The 19,727-nt window shown below is 54.6% G+C and carries 15 protein-coding genes; 11 read left to right on the forward strand and 4 right to left on the reverse strand.

Going from position 1 to position 19,727, the window contains the following annotated elements; translation table 11 throughout:
• The first annotated feature begins 4 nt into the window (after positions 1–4).
• The 7 genes from rarA to AC2TE5_RS07355 all read left to right on the forward strand — a co-directional run bounded on the left by rarA (position 5) and on the right by AC2TE5_RS07355 (position 9,076).
• The gene (gene rarA / locus AC2TE5_RS07325) at positions 5–1,348 is read left to right on the forward strand and encodes a replication-associated recombination protein RarA (protein WP_484612930.1); all 1,344 of its coding nucleotides are present in this window, start codon (positions 5–7) and stop codon (positions 1,346–1,348) included.
• A gap of 217 nt (positions 1,349–1,565) precedes the next feature.
• Positions 1,566–2,858 (forward strand): serine--tRNA ligase, encoded by a 1,293-nt coding sequence (serS, locus tag AC2TE5_RS07330; RefSeq protein WP_484612931.1) that lies wholly within the window; start codon positions 1,566–1,568, stop codon positions 2,856–2,858.
• A 211-nt stretch (positions 2,859–3,069) separates the two neighbouring features.
• Positions 3,070–5,514, forward strand: coding sequence for a dimethylsulfoxide reductase subunit A (gene dmsA, locus AC2TE5_RS07335; protein WP_484612932.1), 2,445 nt, complete (start codon positions 3,070–3,072; stop codon positions 5,512–5,514).
• 10 nt (positions 5,515–5,524) lie between these two features.
• Positions 5,525–6,142, forward strand: a complete 618-nt coding sequence (locus AC2TE5_RS07340; RefSeq protein ID WP_021240882.1) for a DMSO/selenate family reductase complex B subunit — start codon at positions 5,525–5,527, stop codon at positions 6,140–6,142.
• A 1-nt stretch (position 6,143) separates the two neighbouring features.
• Complete coding sequence (locus AC2TE5_RS07345; RefSeq protein WP_033145086.1) at positions 6,144–7,007, forward strand: dimethyl sulfoxide reductase anchor subunit family protein; 864 nt, start codon at positions 6,144–6,146, stop codon at positions 7,005–7,007.
• A 275-nt stretch (positions 7,008–7,282) separates the two neighbouring features.
• Positions 7,283–8,431, forward strand: a complete 1,149-nt coding sequence (locus tag AC2TE5_RS07350) for an MFS transporter (RefSeq protein WP_368741299.1) — start codon at positions 7,283–7,285, stop codon at positions 8,429–8,431.
• 123 nt (positions 8,432–8,554) lie between these two features.
• On the forward strand, positions 8,555–9,076 hold the full coding sequence (locus AC2TE5_RS07355) for an anti-virulence regulator CigR family protein (RefSeq protein ID WP_148769487.1): 522 nt from the start codon (positions 8,555–8,557) through the stop codon (positions 9,074–9,076).
• A 35-nt stretch (positions 9,077–9,111) separates the two neighbouring features.
• On the opposite strand, the gene pflA is transcribed toward AC2TE5_RS07355, so the two are convergent.
• The 4 genes from pflA to ycaO all read right to left on the reverse strand — a co-directional run bounded on the left by pflA (position 9,112) and on the right by ycaO (position 15,414).
• Positions 9,112–9,852 carry a pyruvate formate lyase 1-activating protein gene (gene pflA, locus AC2TE5_RS07360; protein WP_063144423.1) on the reverse strand — a complete coding sequence of 247 codons (741 nt, stop codon included), beginning with the start codon at positions 9,850–9,852 and terminating at the stop codon, positions 9,112–9,114.
• Between the two features lie 203 nt (positions 9,853–10,055).
• On the reverse strand, positions 10,056–12,338 hold the full coding sequence (pflB, locus tag AC2TE5_RS07365) for a formate C-acetyltransferase (protein ID WP_211446639.1): 2,283 nt from the start codon (positions 12,336–12,338) through the stop codon (positions 10,056–10,058).
• Positions 12,339–12,389: 51 nt separating this feature from the next.
• Complete coding sequence (gene focA, locus AC2TE5_RS07370; RefSeq protein WP_008499974.1) at positions 12,390–13,247, reverse strand: formate transporter FocA; 858 nt, start codon at positions 13,245–13,247, stop codon at positions 12,390–12,392.
• A 406-nt stretch (positions 13,248–13,653) separates the two neighbouring features.
• Positions 13,654–15,414 (reverse strand): 30S ribosomal protein S12 methylthiotransferase accessory factor YcaO, encoded by a 1,761-nt coding sequence (gene ycaO, locus AC2TE5_RS07375; protein WP_032658203.1) that lies wholly within the window; start codon positions 15,412–15,414, stop codon positions 13,654–13,656.
• Between the two features lie 127 nt (positions 15,415–15,541).
• On the opposite strand from ycaO, the gene AC2TE5_RS07380 reads away from it, so the two are divergent.
• The 4 genes from AC2TE5_RS07380 to cmk all read left to right on the forward strand — a co-directional run bounded on the left by AC2TE5_RS07380 (position 15,542) and on the right by cmk (position 19,707).
• Positions 15,542–16,234: a DUF421 domain-containing protein gene (locus tag AC2TE5_RS07380; protein WP_484612933.1), complete on the forward strand. Its 693-nt coding sequence runs from the start codon at positions 15,542–15,544 to the stop codon at positions 16,232–16,234.
• A gap of 162 nt (positions 16,235–16,396) precedes the next feature.
• On the forward strand, positions 16,397–17,485 hold the full coding sequence (serC, locus tag AC2TE5_RS07385) for a 3-phosphoserine/phosphohydroxythreonine transaminase (protein ID WP_121425741.1): 1,089 nt from the start codon (positions 16,397–16,399) through the stop codon (positions 17,483–17,485).
• A gap of 69 nt (positions 17,486–17,554) precedes the next feature.
• Positions 17,555–18,838: a 3-phosphoshikimate 1-carboxyvinyltransferase gene (gene aroA, locus AC2TE5_RS07390; RefSeq protein ID WP_484612934.1), complete on the forward strand. Its 1,284-nt coding sequence runs from the start codon at positions 17,555–17,557 to the stop codon at positions 18,836–18,838.
• 185 nt (positions 18,839–19,023) lie between these two features.
• Positions 19,024–19,707 carry a (d)CMP kinase gene (cmk, locus tag AC2TE5_RS07395; RefSeq protein ID WP_013097305.1) on the forward strand — a complete coding sequence of 228 codons (684 nt, stop codon included), beginning with the start codon at positions 19,024–19,026 and terminating at the stop codon, positions 19,705–19,707.
• Positions 19,708–19,727: the final 20 nt, after the last annotated feature.

Below are 19,727 nucleotides of genomic sequence, written 5' to 3' on the forward strand. Positions count from 1 at the left end.
GTGAGTGGGCAATCTGTCGCTCGATTTTTCAGATAACGCGTTTCAACCTCTGGCCGCTCGCATGCGGCCAGAAAATTTAGCGCAGTACATCGGCCAGCAGCACCTGCTGGCTGCCGGTAAGCCATTGCCGCGCGCCATTGAGGCCGGGCATCTGCACTCCATGATCCTCTGGGGCCCCCCTGGCACCGGCAAGACCACGCTTGCAGAAGTGATCGCCCGCTATGCCAACGCGGACGTTGAACGCATCTCGGCGGTCACCTCCGGCGTGAAAGAGATCCGTGAGGCGATCGAGCGTGCGCGGCAGAACCGTAACGCCGGGCGGCGCACCATCCTCTTCGTGGACGAAGTCCACCGCTTCAACAAGAGCCAGCAGGATGCCTTCCTGCCGCATATTGAAGACGGCACGATCTTCTTCATCGGTGCGACCACCGAAAACCCGTCGTTTGAATTGAACTCGGCGCTGCTGTCCCGCGCGCGCGTTTACCTGCTCAAATCGCTGACCACCGAGGATATCGAAAAGGTTCTCACCCAGGCGATGGACGATAGAGCGCGGGGCTACGGCGGGCAGGATATCGTTCTGCCTGACGACACGCGTCGTGCGATTGCCGAGCTGGTCAACGGCGATGCGCGTCGGGCGCTGAATACGCTGGAAATGATGGCCGATATGGCCGAAGTCGACGATGCCGGAAAGCGGGTGCTGAAGCAGGAGCTGCTCACCGAAATTGCCGGGGAGCGCAGCGCGCGTTTCGATAACAAAGGCGACCGTTTTTACGACCTGATCTCGGCGCTGCATAAGTCCGTGCGCGGCAGCGCGCCGGATGCGGCGCTTTACTGGTACGCGCGCATTATCACTGCGGGCGGCGATCCGCTATATGTCGCGCGTCGCTGCCTGGCGATTGCGTCAGAAGATGTCGGCAATGCCGATCCTCGCGCTATGCAGGTCGCGCTTTCGGCCTGGGACTGCTTCACCCGCGTTGGACCCGCGGAAGGCGAACGTGCCATAGCGCAGGCGATTGTCTACCTGGCCTGCGCGCCGAAAAGCAATGCGGTTTATACCGCCTTCAAAGCGGCGATGTCCGACGCGCGCGAACGCCCGGACTACGATGTTCCGGTTCATCTGCGTAACGCGCCGACCAGGCTGATGAAAGAGATGGGTTACGGGCAGGAGTATCGCTACGCTCACGACGAACCCAATGCCTACGCTGCCGGGGAGGAATATTTCCCGCAGGAGATGGCACAAACGCGCTATTATCACCCCACAAACAGAGGTCTTGAAGGCAAGATTGGTGAAAAGCTCACCTGGCTCGCCGGACAGGATCAAAATAGCCCTATAAAACGCTACCGTTAGTTCAATCGTTGCGGTAATGTTGGCAATGTATACCCGTTATACTTCAAGTTGCATGTGCGTTGGCTGCGCTCGCTCACCCCAGTCACATAGTTTTCTATGCTTCTGGGGATTCGCTCGCTTGCCGCCTTCCTGCAACTCGAATTATTTAGGGTATAACCTTGTGGCCGCAGGCTGTGGTCACATTTTCCTATTTTAATTCGATAAGCACAGGATAAGCATGCTCGATCCCAATCTGCTGCGTAATGAGCCAGACGCAGTCGCTGAAAAACTGGCACGCCGGGGCTTTAAGCTGGATGTAGATAAGCTGCGCGCTCTTGAAGAGCGTCGTAAAGTACTGCAGGTACAAACTGAAAATCTGCAGGCAGAGCGTAACTCTCGATCGAAATCCATCGGCCAGGCGAAAGCGCGCGGGGAAGATATTGAGCCATTACGCCTGGAAGTGAACAAACTGGGTGAAGAACTGGATCAGGCGAAAGCTGAGCTGGACGTTCTTCAGGCCGAAATTCGTGATATTGCCCTGGCTATCCCGAATATTCCTGACGACAGCGTGCCTGTCGGCAAAGATGAAAACGACAACGTTGAAGTGAAACGCTGGGGTACGCCTCGTGAGTTTGACTTCGAAGTACGCGATCACGTAACGCTGGGCGAAATGCACGCGGGCCTGGACTTTGCTGCGGCGGTTAAGCTGACCGGCTCTCGCTTCGTAGTGATGAAAGGCCAGATCGCCCATCTGCACCGCGCGCTGGCGCAGTTCATGCTGGATCTGCACACCGAGCAGCACGGCTACAGCGAAACCTACGTGCCGTATCTGGTCAACCACGATACGCTGTACGGTACGGGCCAGCTGCCGAAATTTGCCGGCGATCTGTTCCATACCCGTCCGCTGGACGAGGAAGCAGACAGCAGCAACTACGCGCTGATCCCAACCGCTGAAGTGCCGCTGACTAACCTCGTGCGTGATGAGATCATCGATGAAGACGACCTGCCAATTAAGCTGACTGCACACTCTCCGTGCTTCCGTTCTGAAGCAGGATCTTACGGTCGCGACACGCGCGGTCTGATCCGTATGCACCAGTTCGACAAAGTTGAGATGGTGCAGATCGTCCGTCCTGAAGAGTCCATGGACGCGCTGGAAGAGATGACCGGCCACGCTGAGAAAGTGCTGGAGCTGCTGGGTCTGCCGTACCGTCGTATGGCCCTGTGTACCGGTGATATGGGCTTTGGCGCCTGCAAGACTTTCGATCTGGAAGTGTGGGTGCCTGCGCAGAATACCTACCGTGAGATCTCTTCCTGCTCTAACGTCTGGGATTTCCAGGCGCGCCGCATGCAGGCTCGCTGCCGCAGCAAATCTGACAAGAAAACCCGTCTGGTGCATACCCTGAACGGTTCTGGTCTGGCCGTGGGCCGTACGCTGGTTGCCGTGCTGGAAAACTACCAGCTGGCGGACGGTCGTATTGAGATCCCTGAAGTGCTGCGTCCGTACATGAAAGGCCAGCAGTACATCGGCTAATAATTTGTCTTAAAACAAAAAAGCGCCTCAGGGCGCTTTTTTTATGCCTTTGATTTGATACGAAGCAATAACCTCTCCCTCTAAAGTAGTAATACTCCTCCGAATGAAAGTCAGCATAAAAAGCTGATAACGAAGAAATTCGTTATATATAAAACTACATAGCGGTATGCGCCGCCTCTCTTTTTTTTGTGAGCAACCAAAGTGAGTCTCTATGAAAATCAACGCGCCTGAAGCATTAATGGCTGCCGAGGTCACTCGCCGTGGGTTGATGAAAACCACGGCAATTGGCGGCCTGGCCGTAGCCAGTAGTGCCTTCACGCTCCCTTTTACCCGACTGGCGTCGGCGGCAGATGCACTGTCCCCGGCCACCACGCCGGAAAAAGTGGTGTGGAGTGCCTGTACCGTAAACTGCGGTAGCCGTTGTCCACTGCGCATGCATGTGGTGGATGGTGAAATTAAATATGTCGAAACCGACAATACCGGGGACGATAACTACGAAGGGTTACATCAGGTTCGTGCCTGTCTGCGCGGTCGCTCCATGCGTCGTCGCGTGTACAACCCGGACCGCCTGAAATACCCGATGAAGCGCGTTGGTAAGCGTGGGGAAGGGAAGTTCGAGCGCATTAGCTGGGATGAAGCCTACGACATCATCGCCACCAATATGCAGCGTCTTATCAAAGAGTACGGCAACGAATCCATCTACCTGAACTACGGCACCGGGACGCTTGGCGGCACGCTGACCCGCTCCTGGCCGCCTGGTAAAACGCTGGTGGCGCGCCTGATGAACTGCTGCGGCGGTTATCTCAACCACTACGGCGACTATTCCTCGGCGCAGATCGCTGCTGGCCTGAACTACACCTACGGCGGCTGGGCGGACGGCAACAGCCCGTCTGATATCGAAAACAGTAAGCTGGTCGTCCTGTTCGGTAACAATCCAGGTGAAACCCGCATGAGCGGCGGCGGGGTAACCTACTACCTGGAACAGGCCCGCACAAAATCCAATGCCCGCATGATCATCATCGACCCGCGCTACACCGACACCGGTGCCGGACGTGAAGACGAGTGGATCCCAATCCGTCCGGGTACCGATGCGGCATTGGTTTCAGCGCTGGCGTGGGTGATGATCACCGAAAACCTCGTCGATCAGCCTTTCCTGGATAAATACTGCGTCGGCTATGACGAGAAAACCCTGCCAGCCAGCGCGCCGGCTAACGGGCATTACAAAGCCTATATTCTCGGTCAGGGCAGCGACGGCGTGGCGAAAACGCCCGAGTGGGCTTCCACCATCACCGGTATTCCGGTGGAGCGTATCGTTCAGCTGGCGCGTGAGATTGGCTCAGCCAAACCGGCCTATATCAGCCAGGGCTGGGGCCCGCAGCGTCATGCGAACGGCGAAATCGCGACCCGCGCGATCTCAATGCTTTCTATTCTGACGGGTAACGTGGGCATTCACGGCGGTAACACCGGCGCGCGTGAAGGCTCGTATGAAGTGCCGTTTGAACGTATGCCGACGCTGGATAACCCTGTTCAGACCAGCATCTCCATGTTTATGTGGACCGATGCGATCGAACGCGGCCCGGAAATGACCGCCCTGCGCGACGGCGTGCGCGGCAAGGACAAGCTGGACGTGCCGATCAAGATGATCTGGAACTATGCCGGTAACTGTCTCATCAACCAGCACTCTGAAATCAACCGCACCCATGAAATCCTGCAGGATGACAAGAAGTGCGAGATGATAGTGGTGATTGACTGCCACATGACCTCCTCGGCGAAATATGCCGATATCCTGCTGCCGGACTGCACCGCTTCTGAGCAGATGGATTTCGCGCTGGACGCCTCCTGCGGCAACATGTCCTACGTGATCTTCACCGACCAGGCCATCAAACCGCGCTTCGAGTGCAAAACCATCTATGAGATGACTTCTGAGCTGGCGAAACGTCTTGGCGTTGAGCAACAGTTTACCGAGGGACGTACTCAGGAAGGGTGGATGCGCCATCTGCATGAACTTTCCCGTAAGGCGATCCCTGACCTGCCGGATTTCGATACCTTCCGCAAGCAGGGTATGTACAAACAGCGCGATCCGGAAGGGCACCACGTGGCGTACAAAGCGTTCCGTGAAGATCCGCAGGCGAACCCGCTGACCACGCCGTCGGGAAAAATCGAAATCTACTCCGAAGATCTGGCAAAAATCGCGTCGACCTGGGAGCTGCCGGAAGGGGACGTTATCGATCCGCTGCCGATCTACACCCCAGGTTTCGAAAACTACAACGATCCGCTGACGGCGAAATTCCCGCTGCAGCTGACCGGTTTCCACTACAAAGCGCGCGTGCACTCCACCTACGGCAACGTCGACGTACTGAAAGCCGCCTGCCGTCAGGAGATGTGGATCAACCCGATGGATGCCAAAGCGCGCGGCATCGGCAATGGCGATCGCGTGCGTATCTTCAACGGTCGCGGCGAGGTGCACATTGAGGCCAAAGTGACGCCGCGCATGATGCCAGGCGTGGTGGCGCTGGGGGAAGGGGCCTGGTACAGCCCCGATGCCAACCGCATCGACCAGGCGGGCAGTATTAACGTGCTGACCACGCAGCGTCCGTCGCCGCTGGCGAAGGGCAACCCATCCCACACAAACCTTGTCCAGGTTGAAAAGGTTTAAGGAGTAGCCGATGACAACCCAGTATGGATTTTTTATTGATTCCAGCCGTTGCACCGGGTGCAAAACCTGCGAGCTGGCCTGTAAAGATTACAAAGACCTGACTCCTGACGTCAGCTTCCGCCGTATTTACGAATACGCCGGTGGCGACTGGCAGGAAGATAACGGCGTCTGGCATCAGAACGTCTTTGCGTATTACCTGTCGATTGCCTGTAACCACTGTGAAGATCCGGCCTGTACCAAGGTCTGCCCGAGCGGGGCGATGCACAAGCGTGAAGACGGTTTTGTGGTGGTGGACGAAGATGTCTGCATCGGCTGTCGGTACTGTCATATGGCGTGCCCGTACGGCGCGCCGCAGTACAACGCCGCCAAAGGTCATATGACCAAATGCGACGGTTGCCACACCCGCGTGGCGGATGGCAAAAAGCCGATTTGCGTCGAGTCCTGTCCGCTGCGCGCGCTGGACTTCGGCCCGATTGAAGAGCTTCGTCAAAAACACGGTCAGCTTGCCGCCGTTGCACCGCTGCCGTCTGCGCACTTCACGAAGCCGAGCATTGTGATTAAACCTAACGCCAACAGCCGTCCTACAGGTGACACCACCGGCTACCTGGCAAATCCGAAGGAGGTGTGAGATGGGAAGTGGATGGCATGAATGGCCGCTGATGATCTTCACGGTCTTTGGTCAGTGCGTGGCGGGTGGTTTCATTGTGCTCGCGCTGGCGCTGTTAAAAGGGAACCTCAATGCCGAACAGCAGCAGCGTTTAGTGTTGAGCATGTTTGGCCTGTGGGTGCTGATGGGAATTGGCTTTATCGCCTCCACGCTGCACCTGGGTTCACCGATGCGCGCGTTTAACTCTCTGAACCGCGTGGGGGCCTCATCCCTCAGTAACGAGATTGCCAGCGGGGCAATTTTCTTTGCCGTCGGTGGGCTGGGCTGGCTGCTGGCCGCGATGAAGAAATTGCCTGCGGGTCTACGCAGCCTGTGGCTGATCGTGACCATGGTGCTGGGCGTGGTGTTCGTGTGGATGATGGTGCGCGTCTATAACACTATCGATACCGTTCCAACCTGGTACAGCGTCTGGACGCCGATGAGCTTCTTCCTGACGATGTTTATCGGCGGGCCGCTGCTGGGCTACCTGCTGCTGCGCGTGGCGGGCGTAGACGGGTGGGCAATGCGTTTGCTGCCCGCTGTTTCGCTGCTGGCGCTGGTGGTGAGTGCGATGGTCGCCCTTATGCAGGGTGCCGAACTGGCAACCATTCACAGCTCTATCCAGCAGGCTTCTGCCCTGGTGCCGGACTACGGTTCTCTGATGGCCTGGCGCATCGTTCTGCTGGTCGCGGCGTTGGTATTCTGGATCGCGCCTCAGCTTAAAGGTTATCAGCCCGCGCTGCCGCTGCTGTCACTGGCCTTTGTGCTGGTACTGGCGGGCGAACTGATTGGCCGCGGCGTGTTCTACGGGTTGCATATGACCGTTGGTATGGCTATCGCCAGCTAGCGTTGTATTTCGTTATATCAAGCCGGGCCTGAGCGCCCGGCTTTTTCTTTTTTCGATCATGAAATTTTTCGACTGTCGTTTTGTTTTAATTTCGCCCATTAATAAATAAAAACAGATACATAATTAATATCTATAGCAGGCGTGGCATTAGCAGGATAAGTTTTTTAAATCGACAGGGAACATATTGTGCGAGGCGGCTAAATCAGTGGATTGACTTTGTTTTTGCCAGTGGCATGATGCGCACGAAATCTGAACTTCCTCACGGTTTTTAATCCATGACCACCTATACCCGCCCAGTGCTTCTGTTGCTCTGTGGCCTGCTTCTGTTGACCCTGGCGATCGCAGTGTTAAATACGCTCGTCCCGCTGTGGCTCGCCCATGAAAACTTACCGACCTGGCAGGTGGGTATGGTCAGCTCGTCCTTTTTTACCGGCAACCTGCTGGGGACGCTGGTCACCGGGAGCCTGATTAAGCGCTTTGGCTTTAATCGCAGCTATTATCTGGCTTCGCTGATTTTCGCCGCCGGGTGTGCCGGGCTGGGCCTGATGGTCGGCTTCTGGAGCTGGATGGCATGGCGCTTTATCGCTGGCGTAGGCTGCGCGATGATCTGGGTGGTGGTTGAAAGTGCGCTGATGTGCAGCGGCACCTCCCGCAACCGCGGACGCCTGCTGGCGGCCTATATGATGGTTTACTACGTGGGCACCGTGCTGGGTCAACTGATGGTCAGCAAGCTGCCAACCGACCTGATGAGCGTTCTGCCGTGGGTCACGGGCATGGTGCTGGCCGCGATCCTGCCGCTGCTCTTCACGCGCATTGTGAACCAGAGCAGCGAGCATCAGGAAGCGACCCACGTCTGGCCAATGCTCAGACTCCGTCAGGCGCGTCTGGGCGTTAACGGCTGCATTATCTCGGGAATTGTACTGGGCTCGCTCTACGGCCTGATGCCGCTCTATCTGAATCATCAGGGCGTCAGCGATTCCGGAATTGGCTTCTGGATGGCGGTCATGGTGAGTGCGGGCATCGTCGGGCAGTGGCCGATTGGTCGTCTGGCGGACCGTTTCGGTCGTCTGCTGGTGCTGCGCGTTCAGGTCTTCGTGGTCATCATGGGCTGCCTTGCCATGCTCAGCAATGCCGCAATGGCGCCTGCGCTGTTTATTCTCGGGGCCGCCGGCTTTACGCTCTATCCGGTTGCGATGGCCTGGGCCTGTGAGAAAGTGGAACATCACCAGCTGGTGGCAATGAACCAGGCGCTGTTACTGAGCTATACCATCGGCAGTTTATTAGGGCCGACGTTTACCGCGATGCTGATGCAGAATTACTCTGATAATTTATTGTTTATCATGATCGCCAGCGTATCGTTTATTTATCTCTTAATGCTGCTGCGCAAAGTGGGTGAACATCCAACGCCTGTGGCTCATGCCTGATTAATTAAAAGCCTGTCGATGACAGGCTTTTTTGTCCCTGTCACAACTAAGAGTTTTACTTATTGTTTGTTTATTGCGTCAGACGATAATTCATGTGAGTCCTACCACTATAAGGCATCAATCATGTCTATTCGTCGTTTTTCCACAACCGCGCTTGCCGTAGTGTTGTCTTTAACGTTTGCAACGGCTCCGGTCATGGCTAATCCTGGAAACGGGAATGGTAATGGTCACGGAAACGGTGGCGGACAGGGTAACAGCGGCAGTCATGGTAACGGGAATTCTGGTAACCATGGCAATAAGCAAAATAACGGTCAGGATAACCCTGGAAAATCGGATAAGAGCGTTAAGAGCAGTAAAGATGTCGGTAACGATGTCGACGCTCGCGTGAGTTTCGATCATGCCCGCCATCTGGCGCTGAATTATGGCCTAACGGGCTATAAGTCTCTGCCTCCGGGTATCGCGAAAAACCTGGCGCGCGGTAAGCCGTTGCCTCCGGGCATTGCGAAGAAGACCGTGCCGGCCTCTATGCTGGGTCAGCTTCCTTCCTATCCAGGCTATGAGTGGCGGGTAGTGGGTGACGACCTGGTCTTAATTGCGCTGAGTACAGCTATTGTGACGTCCGTTATTAACGGCGTCTTTAAATAGAATATAAAAAAGCCCGGTTTTCACCGGGCCTTTCATTAATACATCACCTTGTGGCCGTACTGTTCAAGAATACCTTTGACGCGTTCCATCGTCTCTTTCTTCGGCGGCTTCACGCCATCGAGTTTGTACTCTTCGCCCATTGCCACCCACTTATGTTTACCCAGCTCGTGATAGGGCAGAAGCTCGATTTTCTCGACGTTGCCCATGTCGCGGGTAAATTCCCCGAGGCGGTGCGCGGAGTCATCATCATCTGACCAGCCGGGCACAACCACGTAGCGGATCCAGGTTTTAATGCCTTTATCGGCAATGTATTTAGCAAATTCCAGCGTGCGGTGGTTTGAGACGCCAACGAGGTTCTGGTGGATCTCATCGTTCATCTGTTTGAGATCGAGCATCACCAGATCGGTCACTTCGAGCAGCTCGTCAATAACCGGATCGTAGCGGCGTACAAAGCCGTTGGTATCGAGACAGGTATGAATGCCTTCTTTGCGGCAGGCACGGAACCAGTCGCGCACAAACTCCGCCTGAAGAATCGCCTCGCCGCCGGATGCGGTGACGCCGCCGCCGGACGCGTTCATAAAGTGGCGGTAGGTCACCACCTCTTTCATCAATTCTTCAACGGTCACTTCTTTACCGCCGTGCGTATCCCAGGTGTCACGGTTATGGCAGTACAGGCAGCGCATCAGGCAGCCCTGGAAAAAGGTGATAAAGCGGATGCCCGGGCCATCGACGGTGCCACAGGATTCAAAGGAGTGAATGCGACCAATAATTGACATTGCGGTGATATCTCCAGCATCGGCCCGTCCGGGGCCTGTGTATGCACAGCTCAAAGCCGGCTGTGTTAAGTCTGTTTTGGCTGTTATCCATTAAGTATAGATAGCGGACAAAAGAGACTGAGGTGGAGAGGGTGCTAAAAAGGCCCCACTGACGTGGAGCCTTTATTGTACGCTTTTTAACGCGTGATTTCAGTCAATTCCAGTTAAATGGACTGAGTGAAAGTACGGGTGATAACGTCCTGCTGCTGTTCTTTAGTCAGGGAGTTAAAACGTACTGCGTAGCCAGATACGCGGATGGTCAGCTGAGGATATTTCTCAGGGTGTTCCATCGCGTCGAGCAGCATTTCACGGTTCATGACGTTCACGTTCAGGTGCTGACCACCTTCGATGGACGCTTCGTGGTGGAAGTAACCATCCATCAGACCCGCGAGGTTAGTTTTACGCACTTCGTCGTCTTTACCCAGCGCGTTTGGCACGATAGAGAAGGTATAAGAGATACCATCTTTCGCGTAAGCAAACGGCAGTTTAGCAACGGAGGTCAGAGAGGCAACTGCACCTTTCTGGTCACGACCATGCATTGGGTTAGCACCTGGGCCGAATGGCGCGCCAGCACGACGACCGTCTGGGGTGTTACCGGTTTTCTTACCATACACAACGTTAGAGGTGATGGTCAGAACAGACTGAGTCGGGATAGCGTTACGGTAAGTCGTCAGTTTCTGAATTTTCTTCATGAAACGTTCTACCAGGTCAACCGCCATGTCATCAACGCGAGAGTCGTTGTTACCAAACTGCGGGTATTCGCCTTCGATTTCGAAGTCTACAGCCAGGCCGTCTTCGTCACGAATTGGTTTAACTTTCGCATATTTGATTGCAGACAGGGAGTCAGCAGCAACGGACAGACCAGCGATACCACACGCCATGGTGCGGACAACGTCACGGTCGTGCAGCGCCATCAGAGAGGCTTCGTAGCTGTACTTGTCGTGCATGTAGTGGATAACGTTCAGTGCAGTGACGTACTGTTTAGCCAGCCAGTCCATGAAGTGATCCATACGCTCCATCACTTCGTCGAAGTTCAGAACGTCGCCTTTGATCGGCTCAGACTTAGGACCAACCTGCATTTTCAGTTTTTCATCAACGCCGCCGTTGATTGCGTACAGCATGGTTTTCGCCAGGTTTGCACGCGCACCGAAGAACTGCATTTGTTTACCAACAACCATTGGGCTTACGCAGCAAGCGATAGCGTAATCGTCGTTGTTGAAGTCCGGACGCATCAGGTCATCGTTCTCGTACTGCAGAGAAGAGGTATCGATAGACACTTTAGCCGCGAATTTCTTGAAGTTCAGAGGCAGTTTTTCAGACCACAGAACGGTGATGTTCGGCTCCGGAGAAGGACCCATGGTGTACAGGGTATTCAGGAAGCGGAAGCTGTTTTTGGTTACCAGAGTACGGCCGTCAACGCCCATACCACCGATGGATTCTGTCGCCCAGATTGGGTCACCAGAGAACAGCTCATCGTATTCAGGGGTACGCAGGAAGCGAACCATACGCAGTTTCATGACCAGGTGGTCAATCATTTCCTGAGCGTCTTGCTCGGTGATTTTGCCTGCTTTGATGTCGCGTTCGATGTACGCATCCAGGAAGGTGGATACGCGACCGAAGGACATTGCTGCACCGTTCTGAGACTTAACCGCGGCCAGGTAGCCGAAGTAGGTCCACTGGATAGCTTCCTGAGCGTTGGTCGCAGGACCAGAGATATCGCAGCCATATTTAGCAGCCATCTCTTTGATCTGACCCAGCGCGCGGTGCTGTTCAGCGATTTCTTCACGCAGACGGATAGTCGCTTCCAGGTTTACGCCGTTTTCCAGGTCAGACTGCAGGGAAACGAACTGTGCGTATTTGTCTTTCAGCAGGAAGTCGATACCGTACAGCGCAACGCGACGGTAGTCACCGATGATACGGCCACGGCCATACGCATCTGGCAGACCGGTCAGAACGCCAGATTTACGGCAGTTCAGAATGTCTTTGGTGTAAACATCGAATACGCCCTGGTTGTGGGTTTTACGGTATTCGGTGAAGATTTTTTTCAGCATTGGGTCCAGCTCGCGGTTATACGCTTTGCAGGAACCTTCAACCATTTTAATACCACCGAACGGGATGATTGCGCGTTTCAGTGGTGCTTCAGTCTGCAGACCAACGATTTTCTCAAGGGCTTTGTTGATGTAGCCAGCATCGTGAGAAGTGATGGTGGAAGCAACGGAGGTGTCAAAATCAACTGGCGCGTGAGTGCGGTTTTCCAGTTTAACGCCTTCCATTACGCTGTCCCACAGCTTGGTGGTCGCGTCAGTTGCGCCAGCCAGGAAGGATTCGTCACCTTCATACGGGGTATAGTTTTTCTGAATGAAGTCACGTACGTTTACTTCATTCTGCCAGTCACCTTTCGCAAAACCTTCCCAGGCTGTGGCTAACTTTTCATTAAGCTCGGACATGTAACACCTACCTTCTTAAGTGGATTTTTTATTTACTGCCTGAGAAAACCATCAATGATGATCGTCGCCACGCAGGTAAATGACCCAGTATGTCAACCCAACTAACAGACCCCCACCGATAATGTTCCCGATAGTGACAGGGATCAGGTTATCAGTAATGAAATTCATAATAGTCAGGTGAGAGAAACTTTCCGGGGATGAACCAACTGCGGTCCAGAACTCCGGGCTCGCAAAGTCGCGGATGACAATGCCCATTGGGATCATGAACATATTCGCGATACTGTGCTCAAAGCCGCTGGCAACAAACATCGCAACCGGCAGAACCATAATTAAGGCTTTGTCCATCAGGCTACGACCCGAGTAGCTCATCCATACAGCCAGGCAGACCATCAGGTTAGCGAGGATGCCGAGAGCAACGGCTTCGATAAATGTGTGGTGCATTTTGTGGTCGGCGGTTTGCAGGACGTTAAGGCCCCAGCCACCGTTGGCGGTCATGTACTCGCCAGAAAGCCACATCAACAAAACAAAGAGCAGACAGCCAACCAGGTTTCCCACGTAGACGTTAAGCCAGTTACGTGCCAGCTGACCCCAGGTAATTCTTCCGCTGGCCTTTGCCACGACAATCAGCACCGTTGAGGTGAAGAGGTCGGCGCCGCAGATGACGCAGAGAATCAGACCCAGTGAGAAGCAAATGCCGCCAATCAGTTTGGCCATGCCGAAAGGCATTCCGGCAGTACCGGTGGTGGCGGTGATGTAGAAGACGAAAGCGATAGAGATGAACACACCAGCCGTGATCGCCAGATAGAACGTCTTCATCGGGTGTTTCGTTGCTTTATAGACACCTGCTTCTTCGGCAACTTTGGCCATCGCAGCAGGGAGTAAAAGATCAAAAGGGTTGTCAGCTTTCACACTAACTCTCTCTTTATTAAGTCGGCGACGAGATACTAACAAAGCATTATAGAAGAGAAATTGATATAGATCATATCTCGCCTGGCTTATAGGCCCGCAGTGTGTATGGTTTTACGACAAATGCGGAGTAAGTATTTGATTATCCGTATAAAAATAAATTTTAAAAGTTATGAAAAGAGTTGAATTTTTTCGTTCAGCCACCTCTGAGACAGTTAATTAGTATGGAGTATTTACCATAAAAAGTAACAGTAAAGCCCAGGTAAATATTATTATATTTACCCAGGTTTAACTTTATTATTACAATCAACAGTCATTGCCGAAGAAAATAAAAAACGGGGCAATGAAATTGCCCCGTAATATAGCCCAGACGATTGAATACGCCTACTGCTGGTAATGTTATGTGCGCTTATTTTGACCAGTAAGCGGCTTTTGCTTTCTGCAGCTTTTCATAGGCCTTCAGCAGCGACTGGTGCGCCGGGAAGGCTTTCAGATCGCTATCAACAGCCTGCAGGCCATAGAACGGCGCTTCGCCGCTCAGGGCCGCACTGGCTGCTTCTACGGCCTCAGCACCGTACATACGCACGAAAGCGTTCAGGTATTGCAGCGGCTCGCGATCGTCTTCCTGTGCCAGCAGCAACAGGGTTTGCAGGCAGCGGTAATAATTGGTGCGCTCGGCAGAGAAGACCGACTGGTTGAATTCCATGGTCCACTCGGTCCAGGCCAGAGCCTGATCCAAATCGCCACCCGCCAGGGCCAGCATCGCTTTCAGCTCACCGATACGCAGGGTATACCAGCCGTTGTCTTTACCGGTCGCCAGACCCAGCAGTTCGCGTACGCGGGTGAAGTCATCGTGGCCTTCTTCGTCCAGCTGGGCGATCAGGTTCAGATAATCTTCTTTCTCCCATTCGCTGCCCGGCAGAGCCAGCAGCGTTTCGCGCAGGTGCGCGCCCATGCTGTTATTCGCCAGCCACAGATCTTCAGCCGGGTAGATGTCGGACATGCCTGGAACAATAATGCGGCACGCGTAGACGCCAAGGTGTTCGTAGTCGGCAATATAAACTTCCTGATCTTCCGCGTTGAAGATCGCCATCAGCGTGGCGAACTCTTCTTCCGTGGTACCGGCAAAGCTCCAGTCCACGAACGGATAGTCGGCGTCCTGCTTGAACATATCCCAGGAAATTAAACCGCTGGAGTCGATGAAGTGGGTTTCAAGGTTGGTATGCTCGGCCACTTCTTCATCGTCAAACGTTGGCGGGGTGAAGACGTCGAGATCTTTCAGGCTACGGCCCTGCAGCAGCTCGGTAACGGTACGCTCCAGCGCCACGCCGAAGTCAGGGTGCGCGCCGAAGGAGGCGAAGCAGGTGCCGTTGGCCGGGTTAAACAGCACGACGCAGATAACCGGGTACTTACCGCCCAGCGAGCCGTCATAGGCAAAGATTGGGAAACCTTCGGCTTCAAGCTTAGCGATGGACTCCACTACGCCCGGGTAGCGCGCCAGCACGTCGGCAGGAATTTCAGGCAGGCTGATGGATTCGGCGATGATGCGGTTTTTGATGTGACGCTCAAAGACTTCAGACAGACCCTGCACGCGCGCTTCATTGCGGGTGTTACCGGCGGACATACCGTTGGACACATACAGGTTGCCGACGATGTTCATCGGGATATAAACGGTCTGCTCGTCTGACTGACGGGTAAACGGCAGGGCGCAGATACCGCGATCCTCGTTACCGGACTGCAGATCGATCAGCATGCTGGCGGTCAGTTCGCTGTCTGGATCGTAGAAGGCACGCAGGCGCGCGTCGAGAATACCTTCCGGCAGTTCGTCATCTTCGGTCAGCGGGAACCATTTTTCATTTGGATAGTGAACGAACGGACCGTTAGCGATGGTCTCGCCCAGCCAGAAGTCAGCGAAGAAATAGTTGGTGGACAGACGCTCAAAATACTCACCCAGCGCAGAGGCCAGTGCCGCTTTTTTTGTCGCGCCTTTACCGTTGGTAAAGCACAGGGCACAGTCTTTATCGCGAATATGCACGGACCAGACATGAGGCACCGGATTGAGCCAGGAGGCTTCTTCGATGTTAAAACCCAGGTCGGTCAGTTTCTGCTGGAAGCGAGCGATGGAATCTTCCAGAGCGGCGTCTTTGCCGGGGATAAACGTTTGAGTCATGGCGTTCACTTTTATCGTACGTAAAGCGCGCAATGATACGGGTTTTGCGTGACGGGTGCTATCTTCGGCGAAAATAAAAGGCTGGGCTATGCTTAGTGGCAGTAACTGACTGTTAAGGCATAGAAAAATGAAAGCATTTGATCTCCAGCGGATGGCGTTTGATAAAGTTCCTCCTGAATTTCTGGGCGAAGTGGCGCTGCGCAGCCTGTATACCTTCGTACTTGTCTTCCTGTTTCTTAAAATCACCGGCCGTCGCGGCGTGCGGCAGATGTCCCTCTTTGAGGTGTTGATCATCCTGACGCTGGGGTCAGCGGCGGGAGACGTCGCCTTTTATGACGATGTGCCGATGGCGCCGGTGTTTATCGTTTTTGTCTCACTGGCGCTACTTTACCGTCTTGTCATGTGGCTGATGTCGAAAAGCGAAAAGCTGGAAGATCTGCTTGAAGGCAAGCCGGTCGTTATCGTCGAGGACGGACAGCTGGCCTGGGAAAATGTACAAAGCGCCAATATGACCGAGTTTGAGTTCTTTATGGAGCTACGCCTGAACAGCGTTGAACAGCTCGGGCAGGTGCGTCTGGCGATCATGGAAACCAACGGGCAGATCAGCGTCTATTACTATTCTGACGACGAGGTGAAGCCGGGACTGTGTATCCTGCCGGATATGCTCATTGAGCGTTTCAGAACGGTACCGGAATCGGGCGAGTATGCTTGCGTAAGATGTAGCCATGTAGTCGCGATGCAGCCAGGGGATCGCCAATTATGCCCCCGCTGTGCAAATCCGGAATGGACGAAGGTTAGCCGGGCCAAACGCATCACCTGACAGCCATTTTGTCGGTTTTGTCTTAGCGAGGCGGAAGATTGTTTTGTGTGACGCGGGGCACATTTCACGGGTCATAAGTTTTAGACATTGCGGCGCGTGTCACTGAATGATAAAACCGATATCCACAGTTATAACTTATGGCTTTTAGCGTGGTGAGGGGAAATGGCTCAAGTCTTTAATTTCAGTTCAGGTCCGGCAATGTTACCGGCAGACGTGCTTAAACAGGCTCAACAGGAACTTTGTGACTGGAACGGTCTCGGTACGTCGGTGATGGAAATCAGCCACCGTGGTAAAGAGTTTATTCAGGTGGCGGAAGAGGCAGAAAAGGATTTTCGCGATCTGCTGAATATTCCCTCGAACTACAAAGTATTGTTCTGTCACGGCGGTGGACGCGGCCAGTTTGCGGGCATTCCGCTGAATATCCTCGGTGACAAAACGACGGCTGACTACGTTGACGCGGGTTACTGGGCGGCAAGCGCCGTTAAAGAAGCGCATAAATACTGCACGCCGAATGTTATCGACGCCAAAGTGACCGTTGACGGTCTGCGCGCCGTGAAGCCAATGAGTGAGTGGCAGCTTTCTGATAACGCAGCGTATCTGCACTACTGCCCGAACGAAACCATTGACGGGATTGCCATCGACGAGACGCCAAACTTCGGCAGCGATGTCGTGGTTGCCGCCGACTTTTCCTCCACCATTCTGTCTGCGCCAATTGATGTCAGCCGTTACGGCGTTATCTATGCGGGCGCGCAGAAAAATATCGGTCCGGCCGGTTTGACTATCGTCGTCGTGCGTGAAGACCTGCTGGGTAAAGCGCATAAATCCTGCCCGTCGATTCTCGATTACACCGTGCTGAACGATAACGACTCTATGTTCAACACCCCACCAACGTTTGCCTGGTATCTCTCCGGCCTGGTCTTCAAATGGCTGAAGCAAAACGGCGGCGTGGCGCAGATGGACAAGGTGAATCAGCAGAAAGCCGAACTGCTGTATGGCGTGATCGACAAGAGCGATTTCTACCGCAACGATGTGGCGAACGCTAACCGTTCCCGCATGAACGTACCGTTCCAGCTGGCGGACAGCAGCCTGGACAAAGTGTTCCTGGAAGAGTCCTTCGCGGCAGGTCTGCATGCGCTCAAAGGTCACCGTGTCGTTGGCGGCATGCGTGCCTCCATCTATAACGCGATGCCGCTGGAAGGCGTTAAAGCCCTGACGGATTTCATGATCGACTTCGAACGTCGTCACGGTTAATTTGCTGTTTTTCACCCCCGCAGCGTCCCTGCGGGGTTTTTATTATGTTGAGTTGAGAGTTTAGTTTTCATGGAATCCCTGACGTTACAACCTATCGCGCGGGTAGATGGCACCATTAATCTGCCTGGTTCAAAAAGTGTCTCGAACCGCGCTCTGCTGCTGGCAGCTCTGGCAAACGGCACCACCGTCCTCACAAACCTGCTGGACAGCGATGACGTGCGCCATATGCTCAATGCGCTGAAAGCGTTGGGCGTTCATTACACTCTCTCTGACGATCGTACCCGCTGCGAAGTGACCGGCAACGGCGGCGCGCTGCGTTCGGGCGAAGAGCTTGAACTGTTTCTGGGCAACGCGGGTACCGCGATGCGCCCGCTGGCGGCGGCCCTGTGCCTGGGGAGCAACAACATCGTGCTGACCGGCGAGCCGCGCATGAAAGAGCGTCCAATTGGTCATCTGGTGGATGCCCTGCGTCAGGGCGGCGCGCAGATTGAGTATCTGGAGCAGGAAAACTATCCGCCACTGCGTCTGCGCGGCGGTTTTACCGGCGGTCACGTCGAGGTTGACGGCAGCGTTTCCAGCCAGTTCCTGACGGCACTGCTGATGACCGCGCCGCTGGCACCGCAGGATACGGTTATCACGATTAAAGGTGAGCTGGTCTCCAAACCGTACATTGATATCACCCTGCACCTGATGAAAACCTTCGGCGTTGAGGTGGAAAACCAGTCTTATCAGCGCTTCGTGGTGCGCGGGGCGCAGCAGTACCAGTCTCCGGGCAACTACCTGGTTGAAGGGGATGCGTCATCCGCGTCCTACTTCCTGGCCGCGGGGGCGATTAAAGGCGGCACGGTAAAAGTGACCGGTATTGGCCGTAACAGCGTGCAGGGCGACATCCGTTTTGCGGACGTGCTGGAAAAAATGGGCGCTACTGTCACCTGGGGCGATGACTTCATCTCCTGTACCCACGGCGAGCTGAACGCCATCGACATGGACATGAACCATATCCCGGATGCGGCGATGACCATTGCCACGGCGGCGCTGTTTGCCAAAGGCACGACCACGCTGCGTAATATCTACAACTGGCGCGTAAAAGAGACGGACCGCCTGTTCGCAATGGCGACAGAGCTGCGAAAAGTCGGCGCCGAGGTGGAAGAGGGCGAAGACTACATTCGCGTGACCCCTTCGGCAAAACTGCAGTTTGCGGAAATCGGAACCTACAACGATCACCGTATGGCGATGTGCTTCTCGCTGGTGGCGCTGTCAGACACGCCTGTCACCATTCTTGATCCGAAATGTACCGCGAAAACCTTCCCGGACTACTTCGAACAGCTGGCACGCATTAGCACGCTGGCCTGATAACGCCTTGCCGCATCGTCCGATGCGGCATTTGCTTACGCTTCATTACGAACACCTCCGCTCATTTCTTCTACACTCTGCTTCAATCATTCCGTAATTTGCACGCAAAGGTAACAGTTGCGCACGTTGGCGCGTATAATGCGCGGCGTTCATGTAAACGGTATGCCTTATTTAAGGAGAAAAAGATGACGGCAGTTGCCCCGGTAATCACCATTGATGGGCCGAGTGGCGCAGGGAAAGGTACTCTGTGCAAAGCGATGGCGGAAGCATTGCAATGGCATCTTTTAGATTCGGGAGCAATCTATCGCGTGCTGGCGCTGGCCGCGCTGCATCATCACGTGGATGTCGCGTCTGAAGAGGCGCTGGTTCCGCTGGCTGCGCATCTGGATGTGCGTTTCGTGTCGACTGATGGCAACCTGGAAGTCATCCTTGAAGGGGAAGACGTGAGCGGCGAAATCCGTACGCAGGAAGTGGCGAATGCGGCCTCCCAGGTTGCGGCCTTCCCGCGCGTTCGTGAGGCGCTGCTGCGTCGTCAGCGCGCGTTCCGTGAAGCCCCAGGTCTGATCGCTGACGGACGCGATATGGGAACCGTGGTCTTCCCTGATGCGCCTGTGAAAATTTTCCTTGACGCCTCTTCGGAAGAACGTGCTCAACGCCGCATGCTTCAGTTGCAGGAAAAGGGGTTTAGTGTTAACTTTGATCGCCTTTTATCCGAGATAAAAGAGCGCGATGACCGCGATCGTAACCGCGCCGTCGCCCCACTTGTTCCTGCAGAAGATGCATTAGTTCTGGATTCAACCAGTTTAACTATTGAGCAAGTGATTGAAAAAGCGCTACAATATGCGCGCCAAAAACTGGCACTCGCGTAATCGCGACCGATTTAGTAGTA

The organism is Enterobacter sp. N5-15 (genome assembly GCF_057221635.1).

Excerpts from the sequence above, each read along its gene's own strand:
- aroA (WP_484612934.1), top strand. The coding sequence starts at position 17,555 with ATGGAATCCCTGACGTTACAACCTATCGCGCGGGTAGATGGCACCATT.
- AC2TE5_RS07340 (WP_021240882.1), top strand. The coding sequence starts at position 5,525 with ATGACAACCCAGTATGGATTTTTTATTGATTCCAGCCGTTGCACCGGG.
- AC2TE5_RS07345 (WP_033145086.1), top strand. The coding sequence starts at position 6,144 with ATGGGAAGTGGATGGCATGAATGGCCGCTGATGATCTTCACGGTCTTT.
- pflA (WP_063144423.1), bottom strand. The coding sequence starts at position 9,852 with ATGTCAATTATTGGTCGCATTCACTCCTTTGAATCCTGTGGCACCGTC.
- ycaO (WP_032658203.1), bottom strand. The coding sequence starts at position 15,414 with ATGACTCAAACGTTTATCCCCGGCAAAGACGCCGCTCTGGAAGATTCC.
- cmk (WP_013097305.1), top strand. The coding sequence starts at position 19,024 with ATGACGGCAGTTGCCCCGGTAATCACCATTGATGGGCCGAGTGGCGCA.
- serC (WP_121425741.1), top strand. The coding sequence starts at position 16,397 with ATGGCTCAAGTCTTTAATTTCAGTTCAGGTCCGGCAATGTTACCGGCA.
- pflB (WP_211446639.1), bottom strand. The coding sequence starts at position 12,338 with ATGTCCGAGCTTAATGAAAAGTTAGCCACAGCCTGGGAAGGTTTTGCG.
- AC2TE5_RS07350 (WP_368741299.1), top strand. The coding sequence starts at position 7,283 with ATGACCACCTATACCCGCCCAGTGCTTCTGTTGCTCTGTGGCCTGCTT.
- dmsA (WP_484612932.1), top strand. The coding sequence starts at position 3,070 with ATGAAAATCAACGCGCCTGAAGCATTAATGGCTGCCGAGGTCACTCGC.
- serS (WP_484612931.1), top strand. The coding sequence starts at position 1,566 with ATGCTCGATCCCAATCTGCTGCGTAATGAGCCAGACGCAGTCGCTGAA.
- AC2TE5_RS07355 (WP_148769487.1), top strand. The coding sequence starts at position 8,555 with ATGTCTATTCGTCGTTTTTCCACAACCGCGCTTGCCGTAGTGTTGTCT.
- AC2TE5_RS07380 (WP_484612933.1), top strand. The coding sequence starts at position 15,542 with ATGAAAGCATTTGATCTCCAGCGGATGGCGTTTGATAAAGTTCCTCCT.